Origin of the sequence: Nocardioides ginsengisegetis, assembly GCF_014138045.1 — a bacterium.
Taxonomy (GTDB): domain Bacteria; phylum Actinomycetota; class Actinomycetes; order Propionibacteriales; family Nocardioidaceae; genus Nocardioides; species Nocardioides ginsengisegetis.
This window is the reverse complement of the sequence record NZ_JACGXA010000001.1, coordinates 224,513-246,545: the sequence shown is the minus strand read 5'-3', so window position 1 is coordinate 246,545 and position 22,033 is coordinate 224,513. Positions and strand designations below refer to the sequence as shown.

Here is a 22,033-nt window from a genome sequence, read left to right as displayed (position 1 = left end):
GGGTCGTGCCTTCCGCTGGAACCGCCGATCTGGTCATCGTCGCCAACAGGTTGCCCGTCGACCGGGTGACCCTGGCCGACGGCAGCCCGGGCTGGCGCACGTCGCCCGGCGGGCTGGTGACCGCGATCGAGCCGGTGCTCCGCGCCAACGACGGCGTGTGGGTCGGCTGGCCCGGCGGCACCGAGCAGGACCTCCAGCCGTTCGAGTTCGACGGGCTCTCGCTCGTGCCGATGACCATGTCGGCCGAGGAGGTCAAGGACTTCTACGAGGGCTTCTCCAACGGCACCCTCTGGCCGCTCTACCACGACGTGGTGGCCAAGCCGGAGTTTCACCGCGAGTGGTGGGACGCCTACGTGGGCGTCAACCAGCGCTTCGCCGAGAAGGCCGCCGAGCTCGCGTCCGAGGGCGCGACGGTGTGGGTCCACGACTACCAGCTCCAGCTGGTGCCGCAGATCCTGCGCTCGCTGCGACCCGACCTGCGGATCGGTTTCTACCTGCACATCCCCTTCCCGCCGGCCGAGCTCTTCCAGCAGCTGCCGTGGCGCCGCCAGATCCTCGAGGGGCTGCTCGGCGCGGACCTCGTCGGCTTCCAGATGAACGGCGGCGCCCAGAACTTCGTGCGCCTCGTCCGCCAGCGGGTGGGCCACAAGACCCACCGTGACCTCGTCTACCTGCCCGACGGCCGCACCGTGAAGGCGGCGGCGTTCCCGATCTCGATCGACGCGAAGGGCTTCGAGGAGCTGGCCCGCTCCGAGCGGGTGGAGAAGCGTGCGGAGACGATCCGCGACGCGCTCGGCAGCCCCCGCAAGGTCTTCCTCGGGGTCGACCGGCTCGACTACACCAAGGGCATCTACGCCCGGCTGCGCGCCTTCAGCGAGCTGATCATCGACGGGCACTTCGACGTCGAGGACGCCGTCTTCGTGCAGGTCGCAACGCCCTCGCGGGAGCAGGTCGAGCAGTACCGCATCCTGCGCGACGAGATCGACCGGCTCGTCGGCCACATCAACGGCGACCTCGGCCGGATCGGCCGCCCGGCGATCTCCTACCTGCACTCCTCCTACCCGCGCGAGGAGATGGCCGCGCTCTACCGGGCCGCCGACATCATGGTCGTCACGCCCTACCGCGACGGCATGAACCTCGTCGCCAAGGAGTACGTCGCGACCCGCTACGAGGACGACGGGGCCCTGGTCCTCTCGGAGTTCGCCGGTGCGGCCGACGAGCTGCGCCAGGCCTGGCTGGTCAACCCCTACGACATCAACGGCATGAAGAGCGCCCTGCTCGAGGCCTACGCCGCCGACGAGCGCGAGCGCGGCCGCCGGATGAAGGCGATGCGCAAGACCGTGCTCCAGCACGACGTCGCCGCCTGGGCCGACGCGTTCCTGCTCGAGCTGGCCGCCGCCCGTGGCGCGCACGGCAAGACCGTGCGGCCCGCCAAGCGGTCCTGAGTCGATCCGATGATCCGTCCATGATCACCGTCTCGACCGACGTCGACCGCATCGACGTCGACCGGGTGCACCGCTGGCTCTCCGAGGACGCCTACTGGGCGCTGGGTCGGAGCCGCGAGGTCGTCGCGCGGTCGATGGCGCACTCGCTGAACGTCGGCGCGTTCGAGGACGGCGAGCTCGTCGGCTACGCCCGCGTGGTCACCGACCACGCGACGTTCGCCTGGCTCTGCGACGTGTACGTCGACCGCGGCCACCGGGGCCGCGGCGTCGGCAGGGCGCTGGTGGAGCGCGTCACGTCCGAGCTCGCCGGCCTCGAGGTGCGGCGGGCTCTCCTGGCGACCGGGGACGCGCACGAGCTCTACGCGGCGTACGGCTTCGGCCCCCTGGAGGACCCCTCCCGCTGGATGTGGCGGACCTTCGCGCCGCAGTGAGCCCCGGATGTGGCCCTTTCAACTGTCCATCCGGGCGCGTCGGGTGGCGGGGTCCGGTAATTTTCGACCCATGGATCTGATCCCCAAGGCCGATCAGGTCGTCTCCGCAGCGAGCAACGTCGCCCACAAGATGCTCTACGGCGGGCTGGCGGACCTCCGGCCGATGCCTCGCACGCTCATCGACGAGGGCACGCTGCGCGAGCTGTACCACTACCGGCCGGCCGCGAAGGTGCAGGAGCAGGGCGACCCCGTCCTGCTCGTGACCCCGCTCGCCGCCCCCGCGCTCTGCTTCGACCTGCGCCGCGGCTGCTCCCTCGTGGAGCACTTCGTGGCGGCGGGCCGCCCGACCTACCTCGTGGAGTACGGCGAGGTGTCGTTCAAGGACCGCGCCCTGGGCATGGAGCACTGGATCGACGAGGTCATCCCGACCGCGATCCGCGAGACCTCGATGCACGCCGGCGGCCGCCCCGTGCACCTGATCGGCTGGAGCCTGGGCGGGATCTTCTCGCTGCTCACCGCCGCCGACCAGCCGGACCTGCCGATCGCGTCGGTGACCGCCGTCGGGTCGCCCTTCGACGTGTCGCTGGTGCCGCTCGTGGCGCCGCTGCGGCCGCTGCTGAACATCGCTCCCGGCCGGGGCATCACCCGCACCTACCAGGCGCTGGGCGGGGCCCCGAAGCCGCTGGTGAAGTGGGCCTTCCAGCTCTCGTCGTTCCAGAAGATGGTGACCAAGCCGCTGGCCGTGGCCACCCACCTCGATGACACCGAGTTCCTCGCGCAGATCGAGGCGGTCGACCGGTTCACCGCCAACATGATCGCCTATCCCGGCCGGACGTTCGGGCAGCTCTACCACCGCTTCGTGAAGGGCAACGCCCTCGTCGGCGGGTCCATCGACTTCGGTGACCGGACCATCTCGGTGGCCGACATCAAGGCCCCGGTCCTGGTCTTCGGCGGCGCCACCGACGGCATCGCCCCGATCCCGGCCGTCAAGGCGGTCGTGCCGCTGCTGTCCTCGTCGGAGGAGGTCCGCTTCGAGGTCGTCCCCGGCGGCCACCTCGGCATGCTCACCGGCCGCTCGGCGCGCACCTCGACGTGGCGGGTGATGGACGAGTGGATCTCCCAGTGGTCCTCCGACGCCGAGGACGAGCCGACCCCGGAGGCGGCCGTCAAGAAGGTCCCGGCGAAGAAGGCTCCGGCGAAGAAGGCCGCTCCGCGGAAGTCGACGGCCTCCGGGGCCTCCGCGGCCTCGAAGAACGGCGTGCCCGCCACGAAGGCAACTCCCGCGAAGAAGGCGGCGGCCAAGAAGACCGCGAAGAAGTCCAGCCCGGACGCGATCGGGTCCAACCCGTCGCGTCGCTACGGGTCGGGCGGGTCGCGGGCGCTGACCCGCTGACGGCTCGGCGGTCGCGGGCGGGATCACCGGTGAGCCGGTGATCCCGGACGTTCTGGAGGGTTGCAACCCCCGGGAACGTACGGGAGTGCCCGGGCGGTGTGGCCCGTGGGACGCGTGATGCGCAGACCCGAACCCCGTCAGCGGGCCGGCGTGCTCCGCGCGAACTCCTCGACGGACGCCAGCGTGTAGCTGCCGTGGTCGGTGCCGAGGCCCTGGGCGACCTGCGCGGCGGCCGCGCACCCGAGCTCGGCGGCACCGCGGAGGTCCCGGCCCACCGAGAGCCCCCGCAGGAAGCCGGCGGAGAACGCGTCGCCGCAGCCGGTGGTGTCCACGACCTCGATCGCGTACGCCGGCACCTCGACCACCTCGTGGGCGGTCACGACCAGCGCGCCCTTGGCACCCTGCGTCACCGCGACGCAGCCCGCCCCGGCGGCGACCAGCGCGCGGGCACCCTCCTCGAGCGACGCGGCGCCGGTGAAGCCGAGGACCTGCTCGTCGTTGGGCAGCAGGTAGTCGGTGTGCGGCAGCGCGTCGGCGATCCAGGCCAGCAGGTCGGGGTCGCCGGGGGCGAGCAAGTCGACGGACGTGGTCGCGCCGATCGAGCGGGCGTGTGCGAGCAGCTCCCCGGCGGCCGGGCCGCCGAGGAACTCCGGCCCGCCCAGGTGCAGGTGGGTGATCCCGTCGAGGGAGGCCAGGTCGAGGTCGTCGAGGGTGAAGGCCCCGTTGGCGCCGATGCAGTGCCACGCCGGCCGGTCGCCGTTGGGTCGCACCGGGATCACCGAGGCGGACGTCTGCTGGTCGGCCTTGCGGACCAGCCCGTCGACCGACACGCCCTCGGCGGCCAGCATCGCGAGCAGGCTCGCGGCGATCGGGTCGTCCCCGACGGCGCCGTACGACGCCACCTCGGCGCCGAGCCTCGCCAGCACGACGGCGGTGCCGCCGGCGGTGCCGGCCGGGCTGAAGCGGATCGTCTCCACGAGCTGGCCCTCGGAGCCGTCGGGGATGCCGGTGATGCCGATGACGTGGGTGTCGAGGACGTGCACGCCGACGGTGGCGATCTTCATGCGGGGTTCTCCTGGGTCGTGCCGTACTGGCGGGCGATGGCCGCGACGATCACGGCCTCCTGCTCGGCGGGGGTGAGCTCGCGCGGCGTGCCGAGGGCGCTCGCGCGGTGGTGCAGGGCGGCCAGCCACTCCAGCAGCAGGGCGTGGTCGACGGCCTTGGCGAGGCTGGAGCCGATCGCGACCGAGCCGTGGTTGGCCATCAGCGCGGCCTGCCGGTCGACGAGCGCCTCCCGGACGAACGCCGCGAGCTCGGGCGTCCCGAACGTCGCGTACGCCGCCACCCGGATCGGACCGCCCAGCAGCAGCTGCTGGTAGTGCAGCACCGGCAGCTCGTCGAGCACGCAGGCGACCGCGGTCGCGAACGGCGCGTGGGTGTGCACGACGGCGCTGGTGCCCGTGGCGGCGTACACGCCGAGGTGGAGGTCGAGCTCGGACGTGGGCACCAGCGTGCCCTCGACCACCCGGCCGGAGAGCGTCACGACCGTGACGTCCTCGGGGGTGCAGTCGGCGAGCACGACGCCGGTCCCGGTGACCGCGACCAGGTCGCCGACCCGGGCGCTGACGTTGCCGGCGGTGCCGATGAGGAGCCCTTCGGCGGCGAGCCGTCGGGCGGCCGACGCGACCGCCGCGACCAGGTCGCCGGTCACGCGCTCACCGAGCCATCACCGCGGCCGTCACCGGGGGATCCCGGCCAGCCCGGCCGCGGTCGCGTGCCGCTCGAGGTAGGCGGTGACCATGGTGATGCCCTCCTCGATGAGGACCGGGTCGCCCTCGAAGTCGTGCTCGAAGGCCAGCTGGAAGACCCGGTCGCCCACCTCGACGGCCATCAGCGTCATCTGCTGGGTCAGGTCGGGGCCGGCGAGGCCGGTGTCGCGGGCGAAGGCGAAGAGGGTCTCGGCCACCCGGGCGTTGTGCTCGCGGCCGAACTGGTGCACCGCGGCGTTGGTGCGCCCGCGCAGGTAGATCTCCACGAACGCGCGCCGGCGGTGGTAGACCGCGACGAAGGCCAGCATCGTGGTGCGCACGACGCTGGAGACCGAGAGCACGTCGAGCTTCCCGAGGTCCTCGAGCACCTGGGCGTCCATCTCGTCCATGTCGCGCTGGGCGAGGGCGAGGAGGACGTCCTCCTTGTCGGCGAAGTACTGGTAGAGCGAGGCGACCGGGGCTCCCGCGGCCTGGGCGATGTCGCGGGTGCTCAGCGACTCCACGCCCTGCTCGACGACCAGCCGGGCCGCCGCGTCGAGGAGGCCCTCGACGCGGCGGCGGCTGCGCTCCTGCCGGGGGACCCGTCGCTTCGGGGGGGAATCGGAGGTCCGTACCGGAGGCATGGGCGTCAGCATACGACAGCAATAGAAAACTGACACATGTTCACGTTAGTATCGTTGAACCGCACCGCCCCGCGCCGACGTACCGAGCCCCAGGAGCCGCCATGACCCAGCCCCAGCTCTCCCGCCGCACCCTGCTCGGCAGCGCCTCGCTGGGCGGCCTGCTCGCCGGCGCGACGGTGGGCACCGGAGCCCTCACGGCCGGCGCCGACGCCGCGGCAGGGTCGCTGCAGGGCGCGCTCCCCCGCACGGTCGACGTCGTCGTCGTGGGTGGCGGCATCTCCGGGCTCGTCGCGGCCCGCAAGGTCGCTCGCGGCGGCCGGAGCGTGCTGCTCGTCGAGGCCCGCAACCGCGTCGGCGGCCGGGTGCTCAACCACCACCTGACCGGCGTCGGCGAGCACGGAGCGACCATCGAGTCCGGCGGCGCGTTCATCGGCCCCACCCAGACCCACATCGCCGCGCTGGCCAAGGAGCTCGGCGTCGCGACGTTCAAGGAGTACAACACCGGCAACTCGGTCTACGTCTCCTCCACGACCGGTCGGATGGAGTACTCCGGCACCGTCCCGCCGGACCCGACGATCCTCCCGGACGCGGCCAACCTGCTCCAGCAGATCGACACGTACGCCGCGGAGATCCCCGTCGACGCCCCCTGGACCCACCCGCGGGCCGCCGAGTGGGACGCCATGACGCTCGGCGAGTGGATCCGCGCCAACGCGGTCAACAAGGACGGCGTGGAGAACCTCATCCGCTGCTGGACCCAGCCCGGCTTCGGCGCCGACCCCAGCGAGCTCTCCTTCCTCTACACGCTCTGGTACGTCGCCTGCTCGGGCAACGAGACCAACGTCGGCACCTTCGAGCGCAACTCCGACACCGCGGGCGGCGCCCAGGAGCGTCGCTTCGTCGGCGGCTCCCAGCTCGTGCCGCTGCGCCTGGCCGCGAAGCTCGGCGACATCGTCGCGCTGGCCGCACCGGTCCACCGGATCGAGCAGAAGGACCACGGCGTCACCGTCCACACCGCCCGGGGCAACGTCGTGGCCAAGCGGGTCATCGTCGCCGCACCGCCGCCGCTGGTGCTCGACATCGACTGGTACCCCCACCTCCCGGCCCGCCGCCTCCAGCTGCTGCGCCACGTCGACATGGGCCAGCTGATGAAGTGCGACGCGATCTACAAGAAGCCCTTCTGGCGCGAGGCCGGCCTCAACGGCTTCGGCATCAACGACTCCGGCGCCTGCCGCGCCGTCTTCGACAACTGCCCCAAGCCCGGCGAGCCCGGCGTGCTGCTGGCCTTCGTCGGCGGCGACACCTGGCGCACCTACGGCGTGATGACCAAGGCCAAGCGTCGCAAGGCCGTCCTCGAGGGCTTCGCCGCGATGTTCGGCGACGAGGCGTTGCACCCGATCGACTACGTCGAGCACGACTGGACCCACGAGCGCTGGACCAAGGGCGGGCCGGTGGCCAACTACTCCCCCGGCACGATGCTGCAGTTCGGCTCGGCGATCCGGAAGCCGTTCGGCCGCGTGCACTGGGCCGGCACCGAGACCTCGACCTACTGGACCGGCTACATGGACGGCGCCTGCCGCGCCGGCGAGCGCGCCGCCGTCGAGGTGCTGGAGCAGCTGTGAGGCGACTGGCCGCACTCGTCACGATCCTCGTCCTCGCGGTCTCTGCCGCACAGGGGACGGCAGAGGCCGCACCGGCCCGCGAGAAGTGGGACACGCGGGTGTTCTCGCTGGTCCCGTCGCCGGGCTACCCGGCGTACGTCCTGGCGCACCGCAACGGACGCGTGTACGCCGGCAGCTACTCCAACCCGCAGGGCGACTCGCAGCGCTCGCGGGTCTTCGAGTGGTCGGGCTCCGGCGCGCTGCTGCGGTCGTGGACGGTGCCGGGCCAGGACCTGACGACCGAGCGCGGCGTGCAGGTGGCCAACCAGGACGCGCGCGGGCGGCTGGTGCTGCTGGAGAAGTCGCGGGCCCGGGTGATGACGCTCGACGTCCGGAGCGGCCGCTTCCACACGTGGGCGACGCTGCCGGACCTGCCGACGTGCACGCCCGGGACGACCGGCCCGGACTGCTCCCCCAACGCCGCGGACCTGCCGGCGATCCCCAACTACGCGACGTGGGGTCCGGGCGGGGCGCTCTACGTCACCGACTACGGCCAGGCGGTGATCTGGAAGATCCCGCGCGGGACGGTGGAGCCGCGGGTGTGGTTCGCCTCGCCGCAGCTCGACGGGTCCGACTTCGGGACGACCGGCATCGTCTTCCGGCCCGGTCGCCGCGACTTCCTGATCAGCCAGCAGTCGACGGCCGTCGACGCGTCGGTGCCGACCGACGGCAAGCTCTACGCCCTGCCACTGCTGGACTCCGGGCGCCCCGGCACGCTCGCGACGCTGTGGACCTCCTCCCCCGGCGACCTGCCCGACGGCTTCGGCATCGCGCGGTCCGGGCACGTGTACGTCGCCAACGCCGGCCTCTCCAACCAGCTCGTCGAGCTCGGGCCCGACGGCACCGAGATCGCCCGCTTCCCCGACGCGACCGCCAACGGCTCGAACGGCTCGTCGATCCCCTTCGACACTCCGTCCTCGGCGACCTTCTTCGGGACCCGGGTCCTGGTGGCCAACCAGTCGTACTTCGGCGACACCTCCCACCACGCGATCCTCGACGTCCAGGTCGGTGAGCGCGGGCGGGCGACGTACCTCCCGGACAACGCGTTCTGGAGCTGAGGGTGGGGAGGAATCGCCGTTCAACCGGTGATTCCGGCAGGGGCTAACGTGGCCGCCATGAGCGCGCTGGCGGGACTGGTCGAACGCGGGCTGGTGGCGCCCGACTGGGCGGAGGCGCTGGCGCCGGTGGACGAGCAGATCGGCGCGATGGGGCAGTTCCTGCGGGCCGAGATCGCGGCCGGGCGGGCCTACCAGCCGAGCGGGGAGCACGTGTTCCGGGCGTTCCAGCGCCCGCTCGCCGACGTCCGGGTGCTGGTCGTGGGGCAGGACCCCTACCCCAACCCCGCGCACCCGATCGGGCTGAGCTTCGCCGTACGGCGTGACGTGACGCCGCTTCCGCCGAGCCTGGCCAACATCTACCGCGAGCTGGCCGACGACGTCGGCGTCACCCCGCCCCCGCACGGCGACCTGACCGCGTGGGCAGACCGGGGCGTGATGCTGCTGAACAGGACCCTCACCGTGCAGCCCGGGGCGTCCAACAGCCACCGCGGCAAGGGCTGGGAGCCCGTGACCGAGCGGGCGATCGTCGCGCTGGCCGAGCGCGGCGGTCCCTGCGTGGCGCTCCTCTGGGGCTCCGACGCACGACGGCTCAAGCCGCTGCTCGGCCCGATCCCCGCGGTGGAGTCGCCGCACCCGTCGCCGCTGTCGGCGTACCGCGGCTTCTTCGGCAGCCGCCCCTTCAGCCAGGCCGACGCGTTGCTGGTCCAGCAGGGCGCGGCGCCGCCCGACTGGACGCTGCCGGTGGAATAAAGTTGATGCTTCAACCATTGGAGTGCTCATGAACGATCGCATGCCCGCGCTGTACATCGGTCACGGCGCCCCTCCCCTCCTCGACGACCCCACCTGGTCCGGCCAGCTCGCCGCCTGGGCGGCCGACCTGCCGCGGCCGAAGGCGATCCTGATCGTGAGCGCCCACTGGGAGTCCGCGCCGGTCAGCCTGACCGCCAGCGGCGCTCCCCTGGTTTACGACTTCGGGGGCTTCGACCCGAAGTACTACCGGATGACCTACGAGACGCCGGACGCCACCGCACTGGCCACCCGAATCGCGGGGCTGATGCCCGCCACCGAGCCGGTCCACCAGCACGCCAGCCGCGGCCTCGACCACGGCGCCTGGGTGCCGCTGCGGATCATGTACCCCGACGCGGACATCCCGGTGCTGCAGATGTCGCTGCCCACCCACGACCCGGTGCGCCTGATGGCGCTCGGCGAGCGGCTGCGGCCTCTCCGGGACGAGGGCGTGCTCATCATCGGGTCCGGCTTCCTCACCCACGGCCTGCCGTTCCTCACCGACTTCCGCCTCGACGCGGCCGCCCCCGGCTGGTCGAAGGACTTCGACGCGTGGGCTGCCGACGCCCTCGCCCGCGGCGACGTGGACGAGCTCGCGAACTACCGCTCGAAGGCCCCCGGCATGCCCTACGCCCACCCCACCGTCGAGCACTACACCCCGCTCTTCGTCACCCTCGGCGCCGCGACCACGCCCGACGAGCCCGGCCTCCAGGTGATCGACGGGTTCTGGCTCGGGCTCTCGAAGCGGTCGCTGCAGGTCGCCTGAGAGGTCGAATCGGGACTTTCGGTCACTCGAATCGGCACTTTCGGTCAACCCGTCGACCGAAAGTCCCGACTCGACTGACGAGAACCCCCGACTCGAGTGGTCAGAAGTCCCGATTCGACACGCACGGGCGGCCGGCAACGGGTTATTCGGCGGTGATCTCGTCCAGCTCGACGAGGTCGGCCTCGGTCGGCTCCCAGCGCAGCGCGGCCGCGTTGGCGCGGACCTGGTCGCCGGACGTGGCGCCGGAGATGACCGACGAGACGGCCGGCTGGGCGGCGAGACCGGCGATCGCGACGTCGAGGACGCTGAGGTCGCGCGCGGCGGCGTACGCCTCGACGGCCTCGATCCGGTCCCAGTCGGCGGCGTCGAGCCAGGACGACCGCGACGGGTCGAGCGCGGCGCGCGAGCCGTCCGGGGCTGCCGCACCGCGGCGGTACTTGCCGGTGAGCAGGCCGTACTCCAGCGGGAAGAACGGCAGCACCCCCAGGCCGAGGTGCTCGCACGCGGGGACGACCTCGTCCTCGATCGTCCGGTCGAGCAGCGAGTAGCGGTTCTGCACGGACACGAACCGCTCGAGGCCGGCCGAGCGGGCGGTCCAGTCGGCGTCGGCGACCTGCCAGCCGGCGAAGTTGGAGCAGCCGAGGTAGCCGATCTTGCCCTCGTGGACGAGGTCGGTGAGCACCGAGAGGGTCTCCTCGATCGGGGTCAGCTCGTCGGGCGCGTGCAGCTGGTAGAGGTCGATGTGGTCGGTCTGCAGCCGGCGCAGCGACGCCTCGACCGCGCGGCGTACGTAGCGGCGGGACGCCCGGGCGCCGAAGTCCTCACCGTTGGCGCCGCGCATGTCCATGCCGAACTTCGTCGCGAGCACGAACTCGTCGCGCTGCCCCTTGAGCGCCTGGCCCAGCAGCTCCTCGGACCCGCCGGCCGGGTCGCCGTAGATGTCCGCGGTGTCCAGCAGCGTCACGCCCACGTCGCGCGCCGCGGACAGGATGTCGGTGACCCCGTCGAGGTCGACGCGGCGGCTGAACGCGTTGCAGCCGATGCCGACGGCGCTGACCACCAGGCCCGAGTCGCCCAGCGGGCGATAGGTCATCTCGCTCACGGTCGCGACAGTACGACGCGGGGCAAGCCGTCAGCGGATGCGGGTCTTCCGCATCATCCTCAAGCCCCCGATCATGCTCTTCACGTAGGCGTCGTAGTCCTGGCCGGGGCGGGCGCCCATGACCTGCTTCTTCAGGACGGCGAGGTTCTGCACGTCGGTGTACTTCAGCAGGCCCTGGTCGCCGTGGCGTGCGCCGACCCCCGACTGCTTCACCCCGCCCGAGGGTGTGCCCTTGGACGCGAACGCGGTGGCGAGGATGTCGTTGACGTTGACGTTGCCCGACTCGATCCGCCGCCCGACCTGGCAGGCGGTGGCCAGGTCGCCGCCCCAGACCGAGGCGTTCAGCCCGTAGTCGGTGTCGTTGGCCAGCGCGACCGCCTCGTCGACGGTGTCGTAGGAGTGCAGCGCGACGACCGGGCCGAAGGTCTCGGTGACGCCGCAGAGCATGTCGCGGGTGACGCCCTCGAGGATCGTCGGCTCGAAGAACGCCGGCCCCAGGTCGGGCCGCGCGCGGCCGCCGGTGAGCACGGTGGCGCCCTTGGCGACGGCGTCCTCGACGTGCGAGGCCACGCGGTCCTTGTGGTCGGGAGAGACGAGCGAGCCCATGTCCGGCCCGAAGTCGTACGACGCCCCGATGGTGAGCGCCTCGGTCGCCGCGACGAACTTCTCCCGGAACTCCGCGTAGCGCGAGGCCGGGAGGTACATCCGCTCGATGTGCATGCAGATCTGGCCGGTGTTGCCGAATGCCCCGAACAGCGCGCCCTGCACGACCTCGTCGAGGTCGGCGTCCTCGAGCACGATCATGGGGTTCTTGCCGCCGAGCTCGAGGCAGCAGCCGATCAGGTTGCGACCGGCCCGCTCGCCGATGACCCGCCCCGTGGCCGTGGAGCCGGTGAACATCACGTAGTTGGCGTTGTCGATCAGGGTCGGCCCGACGTCGGGCCCCTCGCCGCACACGACCTGGAAGAGGCCCTTCGGCAGCCCGGCCTCCTCGAGCATCTCGATGCCGTAGAGCGGGGACAGGGCGGTCTTGTTGTCGGGCTTGAGGACGATCGCGTTGCCGGCCATCAGCGCCGAGATCGAGTCGGAGATGCCCGTGGCGAACGGGAAGTTCCACGGCGCGATGATCCCGACGACCCCCTTGGGCTGGCGGATCTCGGTCGAGGAGGACAGGAACGGCACCGGCCCGCCGCGCTTCACCGGAGCCAGCAGCTTCGGCGCGCGCTTGAGGTAGTGGCTCATCACCATCACCGGGTCGCAGGTCTCCTCGATCGCCATCCGCCGGTTCTTGCCGCTCTCGGCCTGGATCAGGTCGGTCGTGGTCTGCGCGTTGTCGAGGAAGAGCGTGTGGGCCCGCTTGAACACCGCGAGCCGCTCGGACAGCGGCCGCGCGGCCCACGCGCGCTGGGCGGTGCGGGCCACGGCGTACGCCGCCTCGATGTCGGCCGGCGTCGACTGCGGCAGCTCGACGAGCACCTCGCCGGTGTAGACCTCGGTCAGCTTCCAGGTCCCGCCGCTGGTGGACGGGACCCGCGAGACGAGCCGCTGGAGGAAGGCGTCGGTCAGCGACGCGGGTCGGGTGAGGGTCATCGCAGCACCAGCTCCGCGGCCATCTCGCCGATCATGATCGCCGGTGCGTTGGTGTTGCCGCCGGTGATCGACGGCATGATCGAGGCGTCCGCGACGCGGAGCCCGTCGATGCCCCGGACCCGCAGGTCCGGCGTGACCACGGCGAGCTCGTCGACGCCCATCCGGCAGGTGCCGACGCCGTGGTAGACCGACGTGGCCCGGTTGAGGATCGCGTCGCGCAGCGCCTGCCCACGTACGGCGGCGCCGGGGTGGATCTCCTCCTTGACCGCGCCGCCGAAGGCCGCGCCGCCCATGATCTCCCGGACCATCTCCGAGCCCTCGGTGAGGACGTCGAGGTCGGCCGGGTCGGCGAGGTACTGGAAGTCGATGAGCGGGGCCGCGGTCGGGTCGGCCGACGCGAGCCGCAGGGTGCCCCGCGACCGGGGGTAGATGAGCGTCGTGAGGACGGTCAGCGCCGTCCGCGGGTCGACCTTGTGCCGGATCGGCGCGTCCTGGTTGGGCGAGACGTAGGCCCACGGCAGCAGGTGCAGCTGGAGGTCGGGGACGTCGGTGGCCTGGGAGGTGCGGAGGAACGCCAGCACCTCGAAGACCGAGTTGGCCAGGAAGCTGCGGCCCGGCCGCACCGTCTCCTTCGCGAGGCCGGAGGCGAAGAAGAGGGCGTTGCCCTTCATCCTCGAGCTGGTCGCGTGGAAGGTCAGCGCGTGGAAGAGGTGGTCGTGCAGGTTGTCGCCGACCGGCAGGTCCGCGAGGACGTCGATGCCGTGGTCGGTGAGGTGCTGCGCGTGGCCGATGCCCGAGAGCATCAGGATCTGGGCCGAGCCCACGAAGCCCGCGGAGAGGATGACCTCCTTGCCGGCCCGGACGGTGCGCCGCGCGCCGTTCTTGTCGGTGACCTCGACGCCGGTCGCCCGGCCGTGCTCGATCACCACCCGGCGTACGAGCACCTCGGTCTGGAGCTCGAGGGTCGGCGGGGCGAGGTGGTGGACGTAGCCGCGGGAGGCGCTGTAGCGCAGGCCGTCGGCGGCGTTCTGCTGCATCCGGCTCACCCCCTCCTGCGACTCGGCGTTGTAGTCGTCGAGCACCTTCACGCCGAGCGCGTCGGACGTCGCCTGCAGGAACTGCAGCGAGCCCTCCTGCGGGATCTTGTTGCGGGTGACCCGGATCGGGCCGCCGGCGCCGCGGTAGTCGTTGGCGCCGTCCTCGAAGTCCTCCATGCGCCGGTAGGCCGCGTTGACGTCGTCGGCCGACCAGCCCGTGTTGCCCTCGGCGGCCCAGGAGTCGTAGTTGGCGCGGTTGCCGCGGACGTAGACCATGCCGTTGATCGAGCTGGAGCCGCCCACGACCTTGCCGCGCGGGACCGGCATCTTCCGGTCGAGCAGGTGCTTCTGCGGGGTGGAGTAGTAGCCCCAGTCGACCCGCTTCTTGATCTCGGGCACGGCGTGCATCGGGCCGATCATGCCGGGCTTCTTCACGAGGTACTGCTCGTCGCTCTTGCCCGCCTCGAGCAGGATCACGCTCGCGCCGGACTGGGCCAGCCGGCCGGCGACGGTGGCGCCCGAGCTGCCGGACCCGACGACGACGTAGTCGGCCTCGCTGGACCGGTGGACCTGCTTGGGCATGGGGCACCTCGCGCTCGATCTGTACGAATCACCGGTCAACCCGTGATTTGCGCATAACTGTAACGCGTTCTAGTTTGCCCGTACAGGTCGTCCACGGGGAGACTCCCCGGGGTGAAGATCCTCTCCGTCCAGTCCTCCGTCGCCTACGGCCACGTCGGCAACTCCGCCGCCGTCTTCCCGCTCCAGCGGCTCGGCCACGACGTCTGGCCGGTGCTCACCGTGCACTTCTCCAACCACACCGGGTACGGCGCGTGGCGCGGGCCGCTGCTCGCGCCCGACGACGTACGTGAGGTGATCGCCGGGATCGAGGACCGCGGCGTGCTCGGCGAGGCGGACGCGGTGCTGTCCGGCTACCAGGGCGACCCGGCCGTCGGCGGGGTCATCCTCGACACGGTGGCGCGGGTCAAGGCGCTCAACCCCGACGCCGTCTACTGCTGCGACCCGGTGATGGGCGACGTGGGCCGCGGCATGTTCGTGCGGCCGGGGATCCCGGAGTTCATGCGCGACACCGTGCTGCCGGCGGCCGACGTGCTGACCCCCAACCACTTCGAGCTCGACTTCCTCGCCGGGCGGACCACGAGGACCCTCGAGGAGGTGCTGGAGGCCGTCGACGCGGTGCGTGCGCGGGGACCCCGCGACGTGCTCGTCACGAGCGTGCTCCACGACGGCGTCGCCGACGGGTCCCTGGACGTCGTGGCCGTCTCGGACGCCGGCGCCTGGGCCGTCACCACTCCCCTGCTGCCGATCAGCCCCAACGGGTGCGGCGACGTGACGGCCGCGCTCTACCTCGCGCACCTGACCGCGACCGGCTCGGCCGAGGTCGCCCTGGCCAGGACCACCTCGTCGGTCTTCGCGATCCTCGAGGCGACGATCGCCGCCGGCACCCGCGAGATCCAGCTCGTCGCCGCCCAGGAGGCGATCGCGTCCCCGCCGGAGACCTTCGTGCCGCGCCGGTTGCGGTGACTCCCTAGGCTGACTTCGTGCTCGCCCGTCATCGCTGGTCGCTCGCCGCGACCCTGCTGGTGCTCGCCGGACTCTTCGGCATGCACGGGATGGCCGACCACTCGACGGGGCACACGACTGCGCACCAGGCCATGGCCACGGCCGTGCACGACGTCGCCGACGCGGCCCCGGCCGGCGACGTCGCGACCCCGGCCCCGGGCGCGCTCGAGCTGTGCGTGGCGGTCCTGCTCGGCGGGCTCCTGCTGCTGCTCCTGCTCGGCCGCGGCGAGCGACGTACGCCGTGGGCACTGCCGCGGGCCGTCACCGTGGCCGCACCCACCCCTCGTGGTCGCGACCCCGACCCACCCACGCCTGCCCTGCTCTCCGTGTACCGCTGCTGAGGCGCCGGGCGCTGTCGCGCGCCCTCCTCCCGCACGCACCCACACGAACCCAGGAGAAGCAGATGTTCCGCACCACCCGTCTTGTCACCGCGCTCGCAGCGGCCGCCCTCGTCCTCGCCGGCTGCGGCTCGTCGGACTCCGAGCCCGAGATCGCCTCGCACGGGGCGTACAACGACGCCGACGTCGCGTTCGCGACCCAGATGATCCCGCACCACGCGCAGGCCCTCGCCATGGTCGACCTGACCCACGGCCGCCCGCTCGACCCGCCCGTCCAGGAGATCGTCCAGCAGATCCTCGACGCCCAGACGCCCGAGATCGAGACGATGGCCGGCTGGCTCGACGACTGGGGCCGGAAGGTCCCGGCCACCATGAACGACCACATGCACGCCGACGAGGGCGGCATGGCCGGCATGGACTCCGACTCGGACACGCCGGGGATGATGACGGCCGACGAGATGGCAGGGCTGGAGTCCGCGTCCGACGCGGAGTTCCAGGACATGTGGCTGGAGATGATGGTCCGCCACCACGAGGGCGCCATCGAGATGGCGAAGACCGAGTCGCAGGACGGGAAGTTCCCCGCGGCCCTCGACCTGGCCGACAGCATCGCGACCTCACAGGCCAAGGAGATCGGCACGATGAAGGCGCTGCTCGCGCGGTGAATCAGTGGCCGCCGCGCGCGGTCAGTAGGACTGGCCGCGCGCGTAGCGGGCCCGTCGCGTGTGCCGGCCCTTGCCGCGGTTGCGACTCTTGTAGGTCGGGAGCTGCGAGTCGCAGTTGGGGCACACCAGGCGAAGGTTGTCCCGAGCGTTGTTGGCGGAGTCGCCGTCGATGTGGTCGAGGACGAACGCGAGAGGCTGCCCGTTCCACAACTCCGGGCCGCCGCACACGGCGCACAGACCGTCCTGCTCCAGCAGGATATGGCTGCGCACGTAGTGGCCCTGGTTGCTGCCGGGGAAGGCCGTGCCTGTCGCCAGCCAGAGCTCGATCTTGGCGCGCCTGTCGGATGCCCGCTGGCAGGCGTTGCTGCAATAGACGCGAGCCCGACGGCCTTCGCACTGCGCGCCACAGCCCCGACAGGTGAACATGTCTGCACGCTAGGCAGGGGCGCCGACAGTTCTGGTTCGGAGCCGGTGACAGGAGTCGAACCCGCGACATTTCGCTTACAAGGCGAACGCTCTACCAACTGAGCTACACCGGCCTCGCCGTCGACCGGGGGTCGGCGGCGAGGCCACATGCTAGTTGGTCGCCCCGTGTGCCTGAGGACGCGCCATGGCGCGTCCTCAGGCACACGCGGCGGGTCAGGCGGCGAGGAAGGCGTCGAGGGACCGTCGGATCCCCGCGGCGTCGAGACCGTGCGCGCGGACGTGCTCGCGGGCGGTGCCGTAGTGCCGGTGCTCGTCGCGGCCAACACCGAGGGCGAGCAGCCGGTGCGGGACGTCGCGCAGCGCCTCGGCGACGACCCGCGACGACGTCCCGGCCAGCCACGGCTCGACCAGCACGACGTCCGGCGAGCCGAGGACGGCCCGCAGGCCACGGCCGTCGAAGGGCCGGACGGTGGAGGAGTACAGGACGGTGACATCGAGCCCAGCGGTCGCGACCAGCACGTCGTCGAGCACCGGCCCGAGGGCGATGACGGTGGCGCCGGCACCGCGGCGTACGACGTGGAAGCGGCCGTGGGCGGGGTACGCCGCCGCGTTGGTCTGGCCGACCACCCGGACGTAGTGCAGGCCGTCGCCGGCCACGACCGTCCGCAGGATCGCGTCGACCTCGACGGCGTTCGACGGGGCGTGTACGTGCACGCCGGGCAGGGTGTCGAGCAGGGCGACGTCGCCGGGCGCCTGGTGCGTGCGGCCACCCCCGGGGATGTCGAAGGACCCGCCCGCTCCGACGAGCACGCCCCCGACGTCCTGGTGGCCGAAGCCGAGCTTGACCTGCTCGAAGGCGCGCTCCACGAGGAACGAGCTGAACGTGTGCACCACCGGCCGCATCCCGGTCAGCGCCATCCCCGCGCCGACGTTGACGAGCAGCTGCTCGCGGATGCCGACGTTGACGACGCGGTCGGGGTGGCGGGCCTCGACGTCGCCGAAGTACTGCGCGGAGATCTCGGCGTAGACCAGGGCGACGCTGTCGTCGGTGTCGACGAGGTCGGCGGTGGTGCGGGCGAACTGTTGGCGGGCGTCCATCACGACTTCTCCTCGACAGTGGCGATCACGGCGTTGGGGCGGCCGATCCCCCGGTGGGACAGGGCCTTCTCGAGCAGGTCGTGGTCGCGACCGTCGACGGTGACGGTGTCCCAGCCCTCGACCTCGAAGCGGGCGGCGATCCGGCCCGGCACGGCGTACGACGTGGACCGGTTGTCGACGACCACGACCGTCAGCGCGTCGAGCCCCAGCGCGGCGGCGAGCTCGGTCGCCTCGTGGTTGCTCCCCTCGTCGAGCTCGGCGTCGCCGACCAGCACGACCACCCGCGACGCGATGCCCTGCGCGCGCAGCCCCAGGGCCGTGCCGACCGCGAGCGGGAAGCCGTGGCCCAGCGAGCCGGACGAGATCTCGACGCCGGGCACGAGGTTGCGGTCGGGGTGGTAGCCGAGCGGCGAGTCGTAGGTCGCCCAGTCGGCGAGCCAGGACTCCGGGAAGAAGCCCTGGTCCACGAGGACCGCGTAGTAGGCCATCGGGCCGTGGCCCTTGGACAGCAGGAAGCGGTCGCGCGTCCGGTCGCCGGCGGTCGACGGCGAGACGTCGAGGACCCGCTCGTAGAGGACGCGGACCACGTCCAGCGTCGAGGTGGCGGCGGCGGAGTGCTTCTCGTCGCCGGTCATCAGGGACACCAGCCGGTGCAGCTCGGCGGCATGGGGATCGTGCGGTGTGGACATGCAACACAGGGTTCAACTTGAAGTCGAGTTGAAGTCAAGTCAGGCTCGACCCATGACCCAGCTGACGATCGGCCACCTCGCCGAGCGCGCCGGGGTCGCCACGTCCGCGATCCGCTTCTACGAGTCGCGCGGCCTGATCCGGTCGGTGCGGACGCCCGGCAACCAGCGGCGCTACGAGCAGGCCACCCTGCGCCGGGTCGCGTTCATCCGGACCGCCCAGCGAGTCGGGCTCAGCCTCGACGAGATCGCCGAGGCGCTGGCCACGCTGCCCGACCACCGCACCCCTACCAAGGCCGACTGGTCCCGCCTGAGCCGCGCGTGGCGCCCCCGCATCGAGGAGCAGATCGAGCGCCTCGAGCGGCTGCGTGACAAGCTCGACGGCTGCATCGGCTGCGGCTGCCTGTCGCTGAAGAACTGCGCCCTGAACAACCCCGACGACGAGGTCGCGCCCCGCGGCCCCGGCGCCGTCTTCCTCGAACCCGACCGGACGGAACCCCGATGACGAGCCTCCTGCACGAGCCCCACCACGACGGATCGCCCCTGTACGTCGGCGACGAGGTCCCCACGCTCGGCTGGTCGACCCAGGTGCGGGTCCGCACCGCCGCGGACGACCCCGTCGAGGCGATGTGGATCCGGACGACGTACGACGCGGAGCCGACGTTCCACCCGTGCGCCGTGGTCGCCCACGAGGGCGACACGGTCTGGTGGGAGGGCACGCTCCCCGTGCACAACCCGGTGACGCACTACCGCTTCCTGCTGGCGCACGGCAGCGAGCAGCGCTGGCTGACCGGCGCGGGTGTGTCCGACCACGACGTGCCGGACGCCTTCGACTTCCGGATCACCGCGCACGCGGCGGCGCCGGACTGGGGCCGCGACGCCGTCGTCTACCAGATCTTCCCCGACCGCTTCGCCCGCTCGGCGGCCGCCGACGAGCGCCCGACCCCGCACTGGGCCGTGCCCGCGGCCTGGGACGACGAGGTCGTCTTCGAGGGCTCCGACCCGCACACGCCGCTGCAGTTCTTCGGCGGCGACCTCGACGGGATCGTCGACCACCTCGACCACATCGGCGAGGTCGGAGCGACGGTCGTCTACACGACGCCGGTCTTCCCCGGCGAGAGCAACCACCGCTACAACGCCTCCACGTTCGACGGCGTCGACCCGCTGCTCGGCGGCGACGAGGCCTACGCCCGGCTCAGCACGGCCGTGCACGAGCGCGGCTGGCGGCTGCTCGGCGACCTGACGACCAACCACACCGGCGACACCCACGAGTGGTTCACCTCCGCCGTCGCCGACCCGGAGTCACCGACCCGCGACTGGTACTACTTCCGCCACGACGGCTCCTACGAGTGCTGGATGGGCCACGGCACGCTGCCCAAGCTCAACCTCGCGCACCCCGGCCTGCGGGCCGCGATGGTCGAGGGCCCCGACAGCGTGGTGGCACGGTGGCTGCGACCGCCGTACGACGTCGACGGCTGGCGGATCGACGTCGCCAACATGACCGGACGGCTCGGCCGCGTCGACGTCAACCAGGAGGTGGCGCGGGCGCTCCGCGCGACCGCCGACGCCGAGCGGCCGGACCCGCTGGTGATCGGCGAGCACAACCACGACGCGTCCAGCGACCTCGACGGCGACGGCTGGCACGGGACGATGAACTACTCCGGCTTCTCCTGGCCGGTGTGGTCGTGGCTCCGCGCCCCCGAGACGGCGGCGCGGCCCTTCGGCCGCCCGGTGCAAGTCCCCCGCCGCGGCGGCCCGCTCGTGCACCGCTCGCTGCGCGAGTGGCTGGCGCGCTACGGCTGGCGCGCCGCCTCTCAGTCGTGGAACATCCTCGGCTCCCACGACTCCGCCCGGATCCGCACCGTCGTCGGCAGCGGCGAGGCGCAGCGGGTCGCGGCCGGGCTGCAGTTCACGCTGCCGGGCGTGCCGATGATCTTCGCCGGCGACGAGATCGGGCTCGAGGGGGTGCTGGGCGAGGACTCGCGGCGTCCGATGCCCTGGGACCGGCCCGACGAGTGGGACCGGGAGACGATGGCGACGTACGCCGCCCTCGCGCGGCTGCGCACCGAGCACGACGCGCTGCGCCGCGGCGGGCTGCGGTGGGCACACGTCGACGACGACGCGCTCGTCTTCGTGCGCGAGCACCCCGCCGGGTCGCTCCTGGTCGCCGCACGGCGGGCCGCCGGCCCGGAGATCGAGCTCCCGTCCGGCCTGCTGGGGCTGGCCGACGGGACGGCACTGCTCGACACCTCCGGTCGCGGGGAGAAGCTCGCAGCCGCCGATGACGTGGTCACCCTCCCGGCCGTCGACGGCCCGACGCTCGCCGTGTGGGCCCTCTGAGCAATAGCCTCACGGGCATGGCACTTCGGATCGTCGCGAGCCGGCCGGACCCGGCGATCGTCACCCTCCCGTGGGACACCCCGCTGGAGGAGTGGACCGACGAGTACGTCGTGCCGCTGCCCCGCGGCCTGTCCCGGCACGTCGTGCGGATCGTGCGGCTGCGCGACCGGACCTACGCGGTGAAGGAGACGGTCGAGGAGATCGCCTTCCGGGAGTACCGCCTCCTGCGTGACCTCCAGCGGATGGGCCTGCCCGCCGTCGTGCCCCAGGGCGTGGTGACCGGCCGCGAGGACGCCGACGACGAGGAGCTGCCGGCCGCCCTGCTCACCGAGCACCTCCGCTTCTCGCTGCCCTACCGCAGCCTGTTCTCGCACGGCATGACCGCCGCCAACCTGCCGTCCCTGATCGACGCGCTCGTCGTGCTGCTCGTCCGGCTGCACCTCGCCGACTTCTTCTGGGGCGACGTGTCGCTGTCCAACGTGCTGTTCCGCCGCAGCGCGGGCGGCTTCGCGGCGTACCTCGTCGACGCCGAGACCGGCGAGCTCAAGGAGAGCCTGTCGGCGAGCATGCGGGAGTACGACCTGACCGTGGCGACCGAGAACGTCTTCGCCGAGCTGCTCGACCTGTGCGCCAGCGACTCGGTCGTCGACGAGGAGCAGGCGTTCGAGATCGTGGGGCTGCTGTCCGACCGCTACCACGCGCTGTGGGACGAGCTGACCGCCGAGGAGCGGTTCTCCGCCCACGAGATGTGGCGCATCGAGCAGCGGATCGAGCGGCTCAACGACCTCGGCTTCGACGTCGACGAGCTCGACATCGTCACCGACTTCGACGGCGACCAGGTGATCATCCAGCCGAAGGTCGTCGAGCTCGGCCACCACCAGCGCGAGCTGCAGAGCCTCACGGGCCTCAACGTCGAGGACGCCCAGGCGCGGCGGTTGCTCAACGACATCGCGGCGTTCACCATGGGCCAGGACCTCGGTCGCGAGGACCGCTACCTCGTCGCCAACAAGTGGCTCGACCAGATCTACGAGCCCCTGATCGCGATGGTCCCGCACGAGCTGCGCGGCAAGCTCGAGCCGGCCGAGATCTTCCACGAGATCCTCGTGCACCGGTGGTACCTCTCCGAGGCCGCCGGCCGCGAGGTCAGCATCTTCGACACCGCCCGCGACTACATCGACAACGTGCTGACCCGCAAGCCCGAGGAGGCGCTGGCGGCGGACGAGATCTAACTCGAGTCGATG

The 22,033-nt window shown here is 72.0% G+C and carries 22 protein-coding genes and 1 tRNA gene; 13 read left to right on the top strand and 10 right to left on the bottom strand.

All coding sequences use genetic code 11. From position 1 onward, the window contains the following. Positions 1-5: 5 nt before the first annotated feature. The 3 genes from FB382_RS01185 (at position 6) to FB382_RS01175 (ending at position 3,269) form a co-directional block, all read left to right on the top strand. On the top strand, positions 6-1,445 hold the full coding sequence (locus tag FB382_RS01185; protein WP_182536098.1) for a trehalose-6-phosphate synthase: 1,440 nt from the start codon (positions 6-8) through the stop codon (positions 1,443-1,445). 20 nt (positions 1,446-1,465) lie between these two features. Then, positions 1,466-1,876, top strand: coding sequence for a GNAT family N-acetyltransferase (locus FB382_RS01180; RefSeq protein WP_182536095.1), 411 nt, complete (start codon positions 1,466-1,468; stop codon positions 1,874-1,876). Positions 1,877-1,946: 70 nt separating this feature from the next. Further along, a complete protein-coding gene (locus FB382_RS01175; RefSeq protein WP_182536092.1) occupies positions 1,947-3,269 on the top strand; it encodes an alpha/beta fold hydrolase in 1,323 nt (440 codons plus the stop codon). 137 nt (positions 3,270-3,406) lie between these two features. On the opposite strand, the gene FB382_RS01170 is transcribed toward FB382_RS01175, so the two are convergent. From FB382_RS01170 to FB382_RS01160, 3 genes are read right to left on the bottom strand one after another with little or no spacing between them, the layout of a single operon-like run. Further along, a complete protein-coding gene (locus FB382_RS01170) occupies positions 3,407-4,333 on the bottom strand; it encodes a carbohydrate kinase family protein (protein WP_182536090.1) in 927 nt (308 codons plus the stop codon). After that, on the bottom strand, positions 4,330-4,980 hold the full coding sequence (locus FB382_RS01165; RefSeq protein ID WP_182536088.1) for a class II aldolase/adducin family protein: 651 nt from the start codon (positions 4,978-4,980) through the stop codon (positions 4,330-4,332). Before FB382_RS01165 ends, FB382_RS01170 begins: the two co-directional genes overlap by 4 nt. Positions 4,981-5,007: 27 nt before the next feature. Next, positions 5,008-5,661, bottom strand: coding sequence for a TetR/AcrR family transcriptional regulator (locus tag FB382_RS01160; RefSeq protein WP_182536086.1), 654 nt, complete (start codon positions 5,659-5,661; stop codon positions 5,008-5,010). 101 nt (positions 5,662-5,762) lie between these two features. On the opposite strand from FB382_RS01160, the gene FB382_RS01155 reads away from it, so the two are divergent. The 4 genes from FB382_RS01155 to FB382_RS01140 are packed head-to-tail and all read left to right on the top strand — an operon-like array spanning position 5,763 to position 9,929. Next, positions 5,763-7,280, top strand: a complete 1,518-nt coding sequence (locus FB382_RS01155; RefSeq protein ID WP_182536084.1) for a flavin monoamine oxidase family protein — start codon at positions 5,763-5,765, stop codon at positions 7,278-7,280. Further along, entirely contained in the window at positions 7,277-8,377 is a 1,101-nt protein-coding gene (locus tag FB382_RS01150) for an SMP-30/gluconolactonase/LRE family protein (RefSeq protein WP_182536082.1), read from the top strand. The genes FB382_RS01155 and FB382_RS01150 overlap by 4 nt, the downstream gene beginning before the upstream one ends. A gap of 57 nt (positions 8,378-8,434) precedes the next feature. Beyond that, on the top strand, positions 8,435-9,127 hold the full coding sequence (locus FB382_RS01145; protein WP_182536080.1) for a uracil-DNA glycosylase: 693 nt from the start codon (positions 8,435-8,437) through the stop codon (positions 9,125-9,127). Between the two features lie 28 nt (positions 9,128-9,155). Continuing rightward, on the top strand, positions 9,156-9,929 hold the full coding sequence (locus FB382_RS01140) for a dioxygenase family protein (protein ID WP_182536078.1): 774 nt from the start codon (positions 9,156-9,158) through the stop codon (positions 9,927-9,929). Between the two features lie 142 nt (positions 9,930-10,071). On the opposite strand, the gene FB382_RS01135 is transcribed toward FB382_RS01140, so the two are convergent. From FB382_RS01135 to FB382_RS01125, 3 genes are read right to left on the bottom strand one after another with little or no spacing between them, the layout of a single operon-like run. Next, entirely contained in the window at positions 10,072-11,022 is a 951-nt protein-coding gene (locus FB382_RS01135; protein WP_182541294.1) for an aldo/keto reductase, read from the bottom strand. A 39-nt stretch (positions 11,023-11,061) separates the two neighbouring features. Continuing rightward, positions 11,062-12,621 carry a succinic semialdehyde dehydrogenase gene (locus FB382_RS01130; RefSeq protein ID WP_182536076.1) on the bottom strand — a complete coding sequence of 520 codons (1,560 nt, stop codon included), beginning with the start codon at positions 12,619-12,621 and terminating at the stop codon, positions 11,062-11,064. After that, positions 12,618-14,240, bottom strand: coding sequence for a GMC family oxidoreductase (locus FB382_RS01125; protein WP_182536074.1), 1,623 nt, complete (start codon positions 14,238-14,240; stop codon positions 12,618-12,620). The genes FB382_RS01130 and FB382_RS01125 overlap by 4 nt, the downstream gene beginning before the upstream one ends. Positions 14,241-14,351: 111 nt before the next feature. On the opposite strand from FB382_RS01125, the gene pdxY reads away from it, so the two are divergent. The 3 genes from pdxY to FB382_RS01110 all read left to right on the top strand — a co-directional run bounded on the left by pdxY (position 14,352) and on the right by FB382_RS01110 (position 16,242). After that, positions 14,352-15,203 (top strand): pyridoxal kinase PdxY, encoded by an 852-nt coding sequence (gene pdxY, locus FB382_RS01120; RefSeq protein ID WP_182536072.1) that lies wholly within the window; start codon positions 14,352-14,354, stop codon positions 15,201-15,203. A gap of 17 nt (positions 15,204-15,220) precedes the next feature. Then, entirely contained in the window at positions 15,221-15,583 is a 363-nt protein-coding gene (locus FB382_RS01115) for a DUF6153 family protein (RefSeq protein WP_182536070.1), read from the top strand. A 62-nt stretch (positions 15,584-15,645) separates the two neighbouring features. Continuing rightward, positions 15,646-16,242, top strand: a complete 597-nt coding sequence (locus FB382_RS01110) for a DUF305 domain-containing protein (protein ID WP_182536068.1) — start codon at positions 15,646-15,648, stop codon at positions 16,240-16,242. 21 nt (positions 16,243-16,263) lie between these two features. Here FB382_RS01110 and FB382_RS01105 read toward each other — a convergent pair whose 3' ends face one another. From FB382_RS01105 to FB382_RS01090, 4 genes are all read right to left on the bottom strand, one after another. Beyond that, a complete protein-coding gene (locus FB382_RS01105; protein WP_182536066.1) occupies positions 16,264-16,668 on the bottom strand; it encodes an HNH endonuclease signature motif containing protein in 405 nt (134 codons plus the stop codon). Positions 16,669-16,708: 40 nt separating this feature from the next. Then, positions 16,709-16,781: transfer RNA gene (locus FB382_RS01100), tRNA-Thr, on the bottom strand. A 100-nt stretch (positions 16,782-16,881) separates the two neighbouring features. After that, positions 16,882-17,766 (bottom strand): transketolase family protein, encoded by an 885-nt coding sequence (locus tag FB382_RS01095; protein ID WP_182536064.1) that lies wholly within the window; start codon positions 17,764-17,766, stop codon positions 16,882-16,884. Then, on the bottom strand, positions 17,766-18,455 hold the full coding sequence (locus tag FB382_RS01090) for a thiamine pyrophosphate-dependent enzyme (RefSeq protein ID WP_182536062.1): 690 nt from the start codon (positions 18,453-18,455) through the stop codon (positions 17,766-17,768). The genes FB382_RS01095 and FB382_RS01090 overlap by 1 nt, the downstream gene beginning before the upstream one ends. 52 nt (positions 18,456-18,507) lie before the next feature. Here FB382_RS01090 and soxR point away from each other — a divergent pair, with 52 nt between their 5' ends. From soxR to FB382_RS01075, 3 genes are read left to right on the top strand one after another with little or no spacing between them, the layout of a single operon-like run. After that, positions 18,508-18,957 (top strand): redox-sensitive transcriptional activator SoxR, encoded by a 450-nt coding sequence (gene soxR, locus FB382_RS01085; protein WP_182536060.1) that lies wholly within the window; start codon positions 18,508-18,510, stop codon positions 18,955-18,957. Then, positions 18,954-20,792, top strand: a complete 1,839-nt coding sequence (locus FB382_RS01080) for a glycoside hydrolase family 13 protein (protein WP_182536058.1) — start codon at positions 18,954-18,956, stop codon at positions 20,790-20,792. Before soxR ends, FB382_RS01080 begins: the two co-directional genes overlap by 4 nt. Positions 20,793-20,809: 17 nt before the next feature. Next, positions 20,810-22,021, top strand: coding sequence for a DUF4032 domain-containing protein (locus FB382_RS01075; protein ID WP_182536056.1), 1,212 nt, complete (start codon positions 20,810-20,812; stop codon positions 22,019-22,021). The last annotated feature ends 12 nt before the right edge of the window (positions 22,022-22,033 follow it).

What these genes read in the sequence shown, in the direction of transcription:
- FB382_RS01095 (WP_182536064.1), bottom strand. Translation starts at nt 17,766, where the DNA reads ATGGACGCCCGCCAACAGTTCGCCCGCACCACCGCCGACCTCGTCGAC.
- soxR (WP_182536060.1), top strand. Translation starts at nt 18,508, where the DNA reads ATGACCCAGCTGACGATCGGCCACCTCGCCGAGCGCGCCGGGGTCGCC.
- FB382_RS01090 (WP_182536062.1), bottom strand. Translation starts at nt 18,455, where the DNA reads ATGTCCACACCGCACGATCCCCATGCCGCCGAGCTGCACCGGCTGGTG.
- FB382_RS01105 (WP_182536066.1), bottom strand. Translation starts at nt 16,668, where the DNA reads ATGTTCACCTGTCGGGGCTGTGGCGCGCAGTGCGAAGGCCGTCGGGCT.
- FB382_RS01130 (WP_182536076.1), bottom strand. Translation starts at nt 12,621, where the DNA reads ATGACCCTCACCCGACCCGCGTCGCTGACCGACGCCTTCCTCCAGCGG.
- FB382_RS01140 (WP_182536078.1), top strand. Translation starts at nt 9,156, where the DNA reads ATGAACGATCGCATGCCCGCGCTGTACATCGGTCACGGCGCCCCTCCC.
- FB382_RS01110 (WP_182536068.1), top strand. Translation starts at nt 15,646, where the DNA reads ATGTTCCGCACCACCCGTCTTGTCACCGCGCTCGCAGCGGCCGCCCTC.
- FB382_RS01175 (WP_182536092.1), top strand. Translation starts at nt 1,947, where the DNA reads ATGGATCTGATCCCCAAGGCCGATCAGGTCGTCTCCGCAGCGAGCAAC.
- FB382_RS01180 (WP_182536095.1), top strand. Translation starts at nt 1,466, where the DNA reads ATGATCACCGTCTCGACCGACGTCGACCGCATCGACGTCGACCGGGTG.
- FB382_RS01160 (WP_182536086.1), bottom strand. Translation starts at nt 5,661, where the DNA reads ATGCCTCCGGTACGGACCTCCGATTCCCCCCCGAAGCGACGGGTCCCC.
- FB382_RS01125 (WP_182536074.1), bottom strand. Translation starts at nt 14,240, where the DNA reads ATGCCCAAGCAGGTCCACCGGTCCAGCGAGGCCGACTACGTCGTCGTC.
- FB382_RS01075 (WP_182536056.1), top strand. Translation starts at nt 20,810, where the DNA reads ATGGCACTTCGGATCGTCGCGAGCCGGCCGGACCCGGCGATCGTCACC.
- FB382_RS01080 (WP_182536058.1), top strand. Translation starts at nt 18,954, where the DNA reads ATGACGAGCCTCCTGCACGAGCCCCACCACGACGGATCGCCCCTGTAC.
- FB382_RS01170 (WP_182536090.1), bottom strand. Translation starts at nt 4,333, where the DNA reads ATGAAGATCGCCACCGTCGGCGTGCACGTCCTCGACACCCACGTCATC.
- FB382_RS01135 (WP_182541294.1), bottom strand. Translation starts at nt 11,022, where the DNA reads ATGACCTATCGCCCGCTGGGCGACTCGGGCCTGGTGGTCAGCGCCGTC.
- FB382_RS01145 (WP_182536080.1), top strand. Translation starts at nt 8,435, where the DNA reads ATGAGCGCGCTGGCGGGACTGGTCGAACGCGGGCTGGTGGCGCCCGAC.
- FB382_RS01155 (WP_182536084.1), top strand. Translation starts at nt 5,763, where the DNA reads ATGACCCAGCCCCAGCTCTCCCGCCGCACCCTGCTCGGCAGCGCCTCG.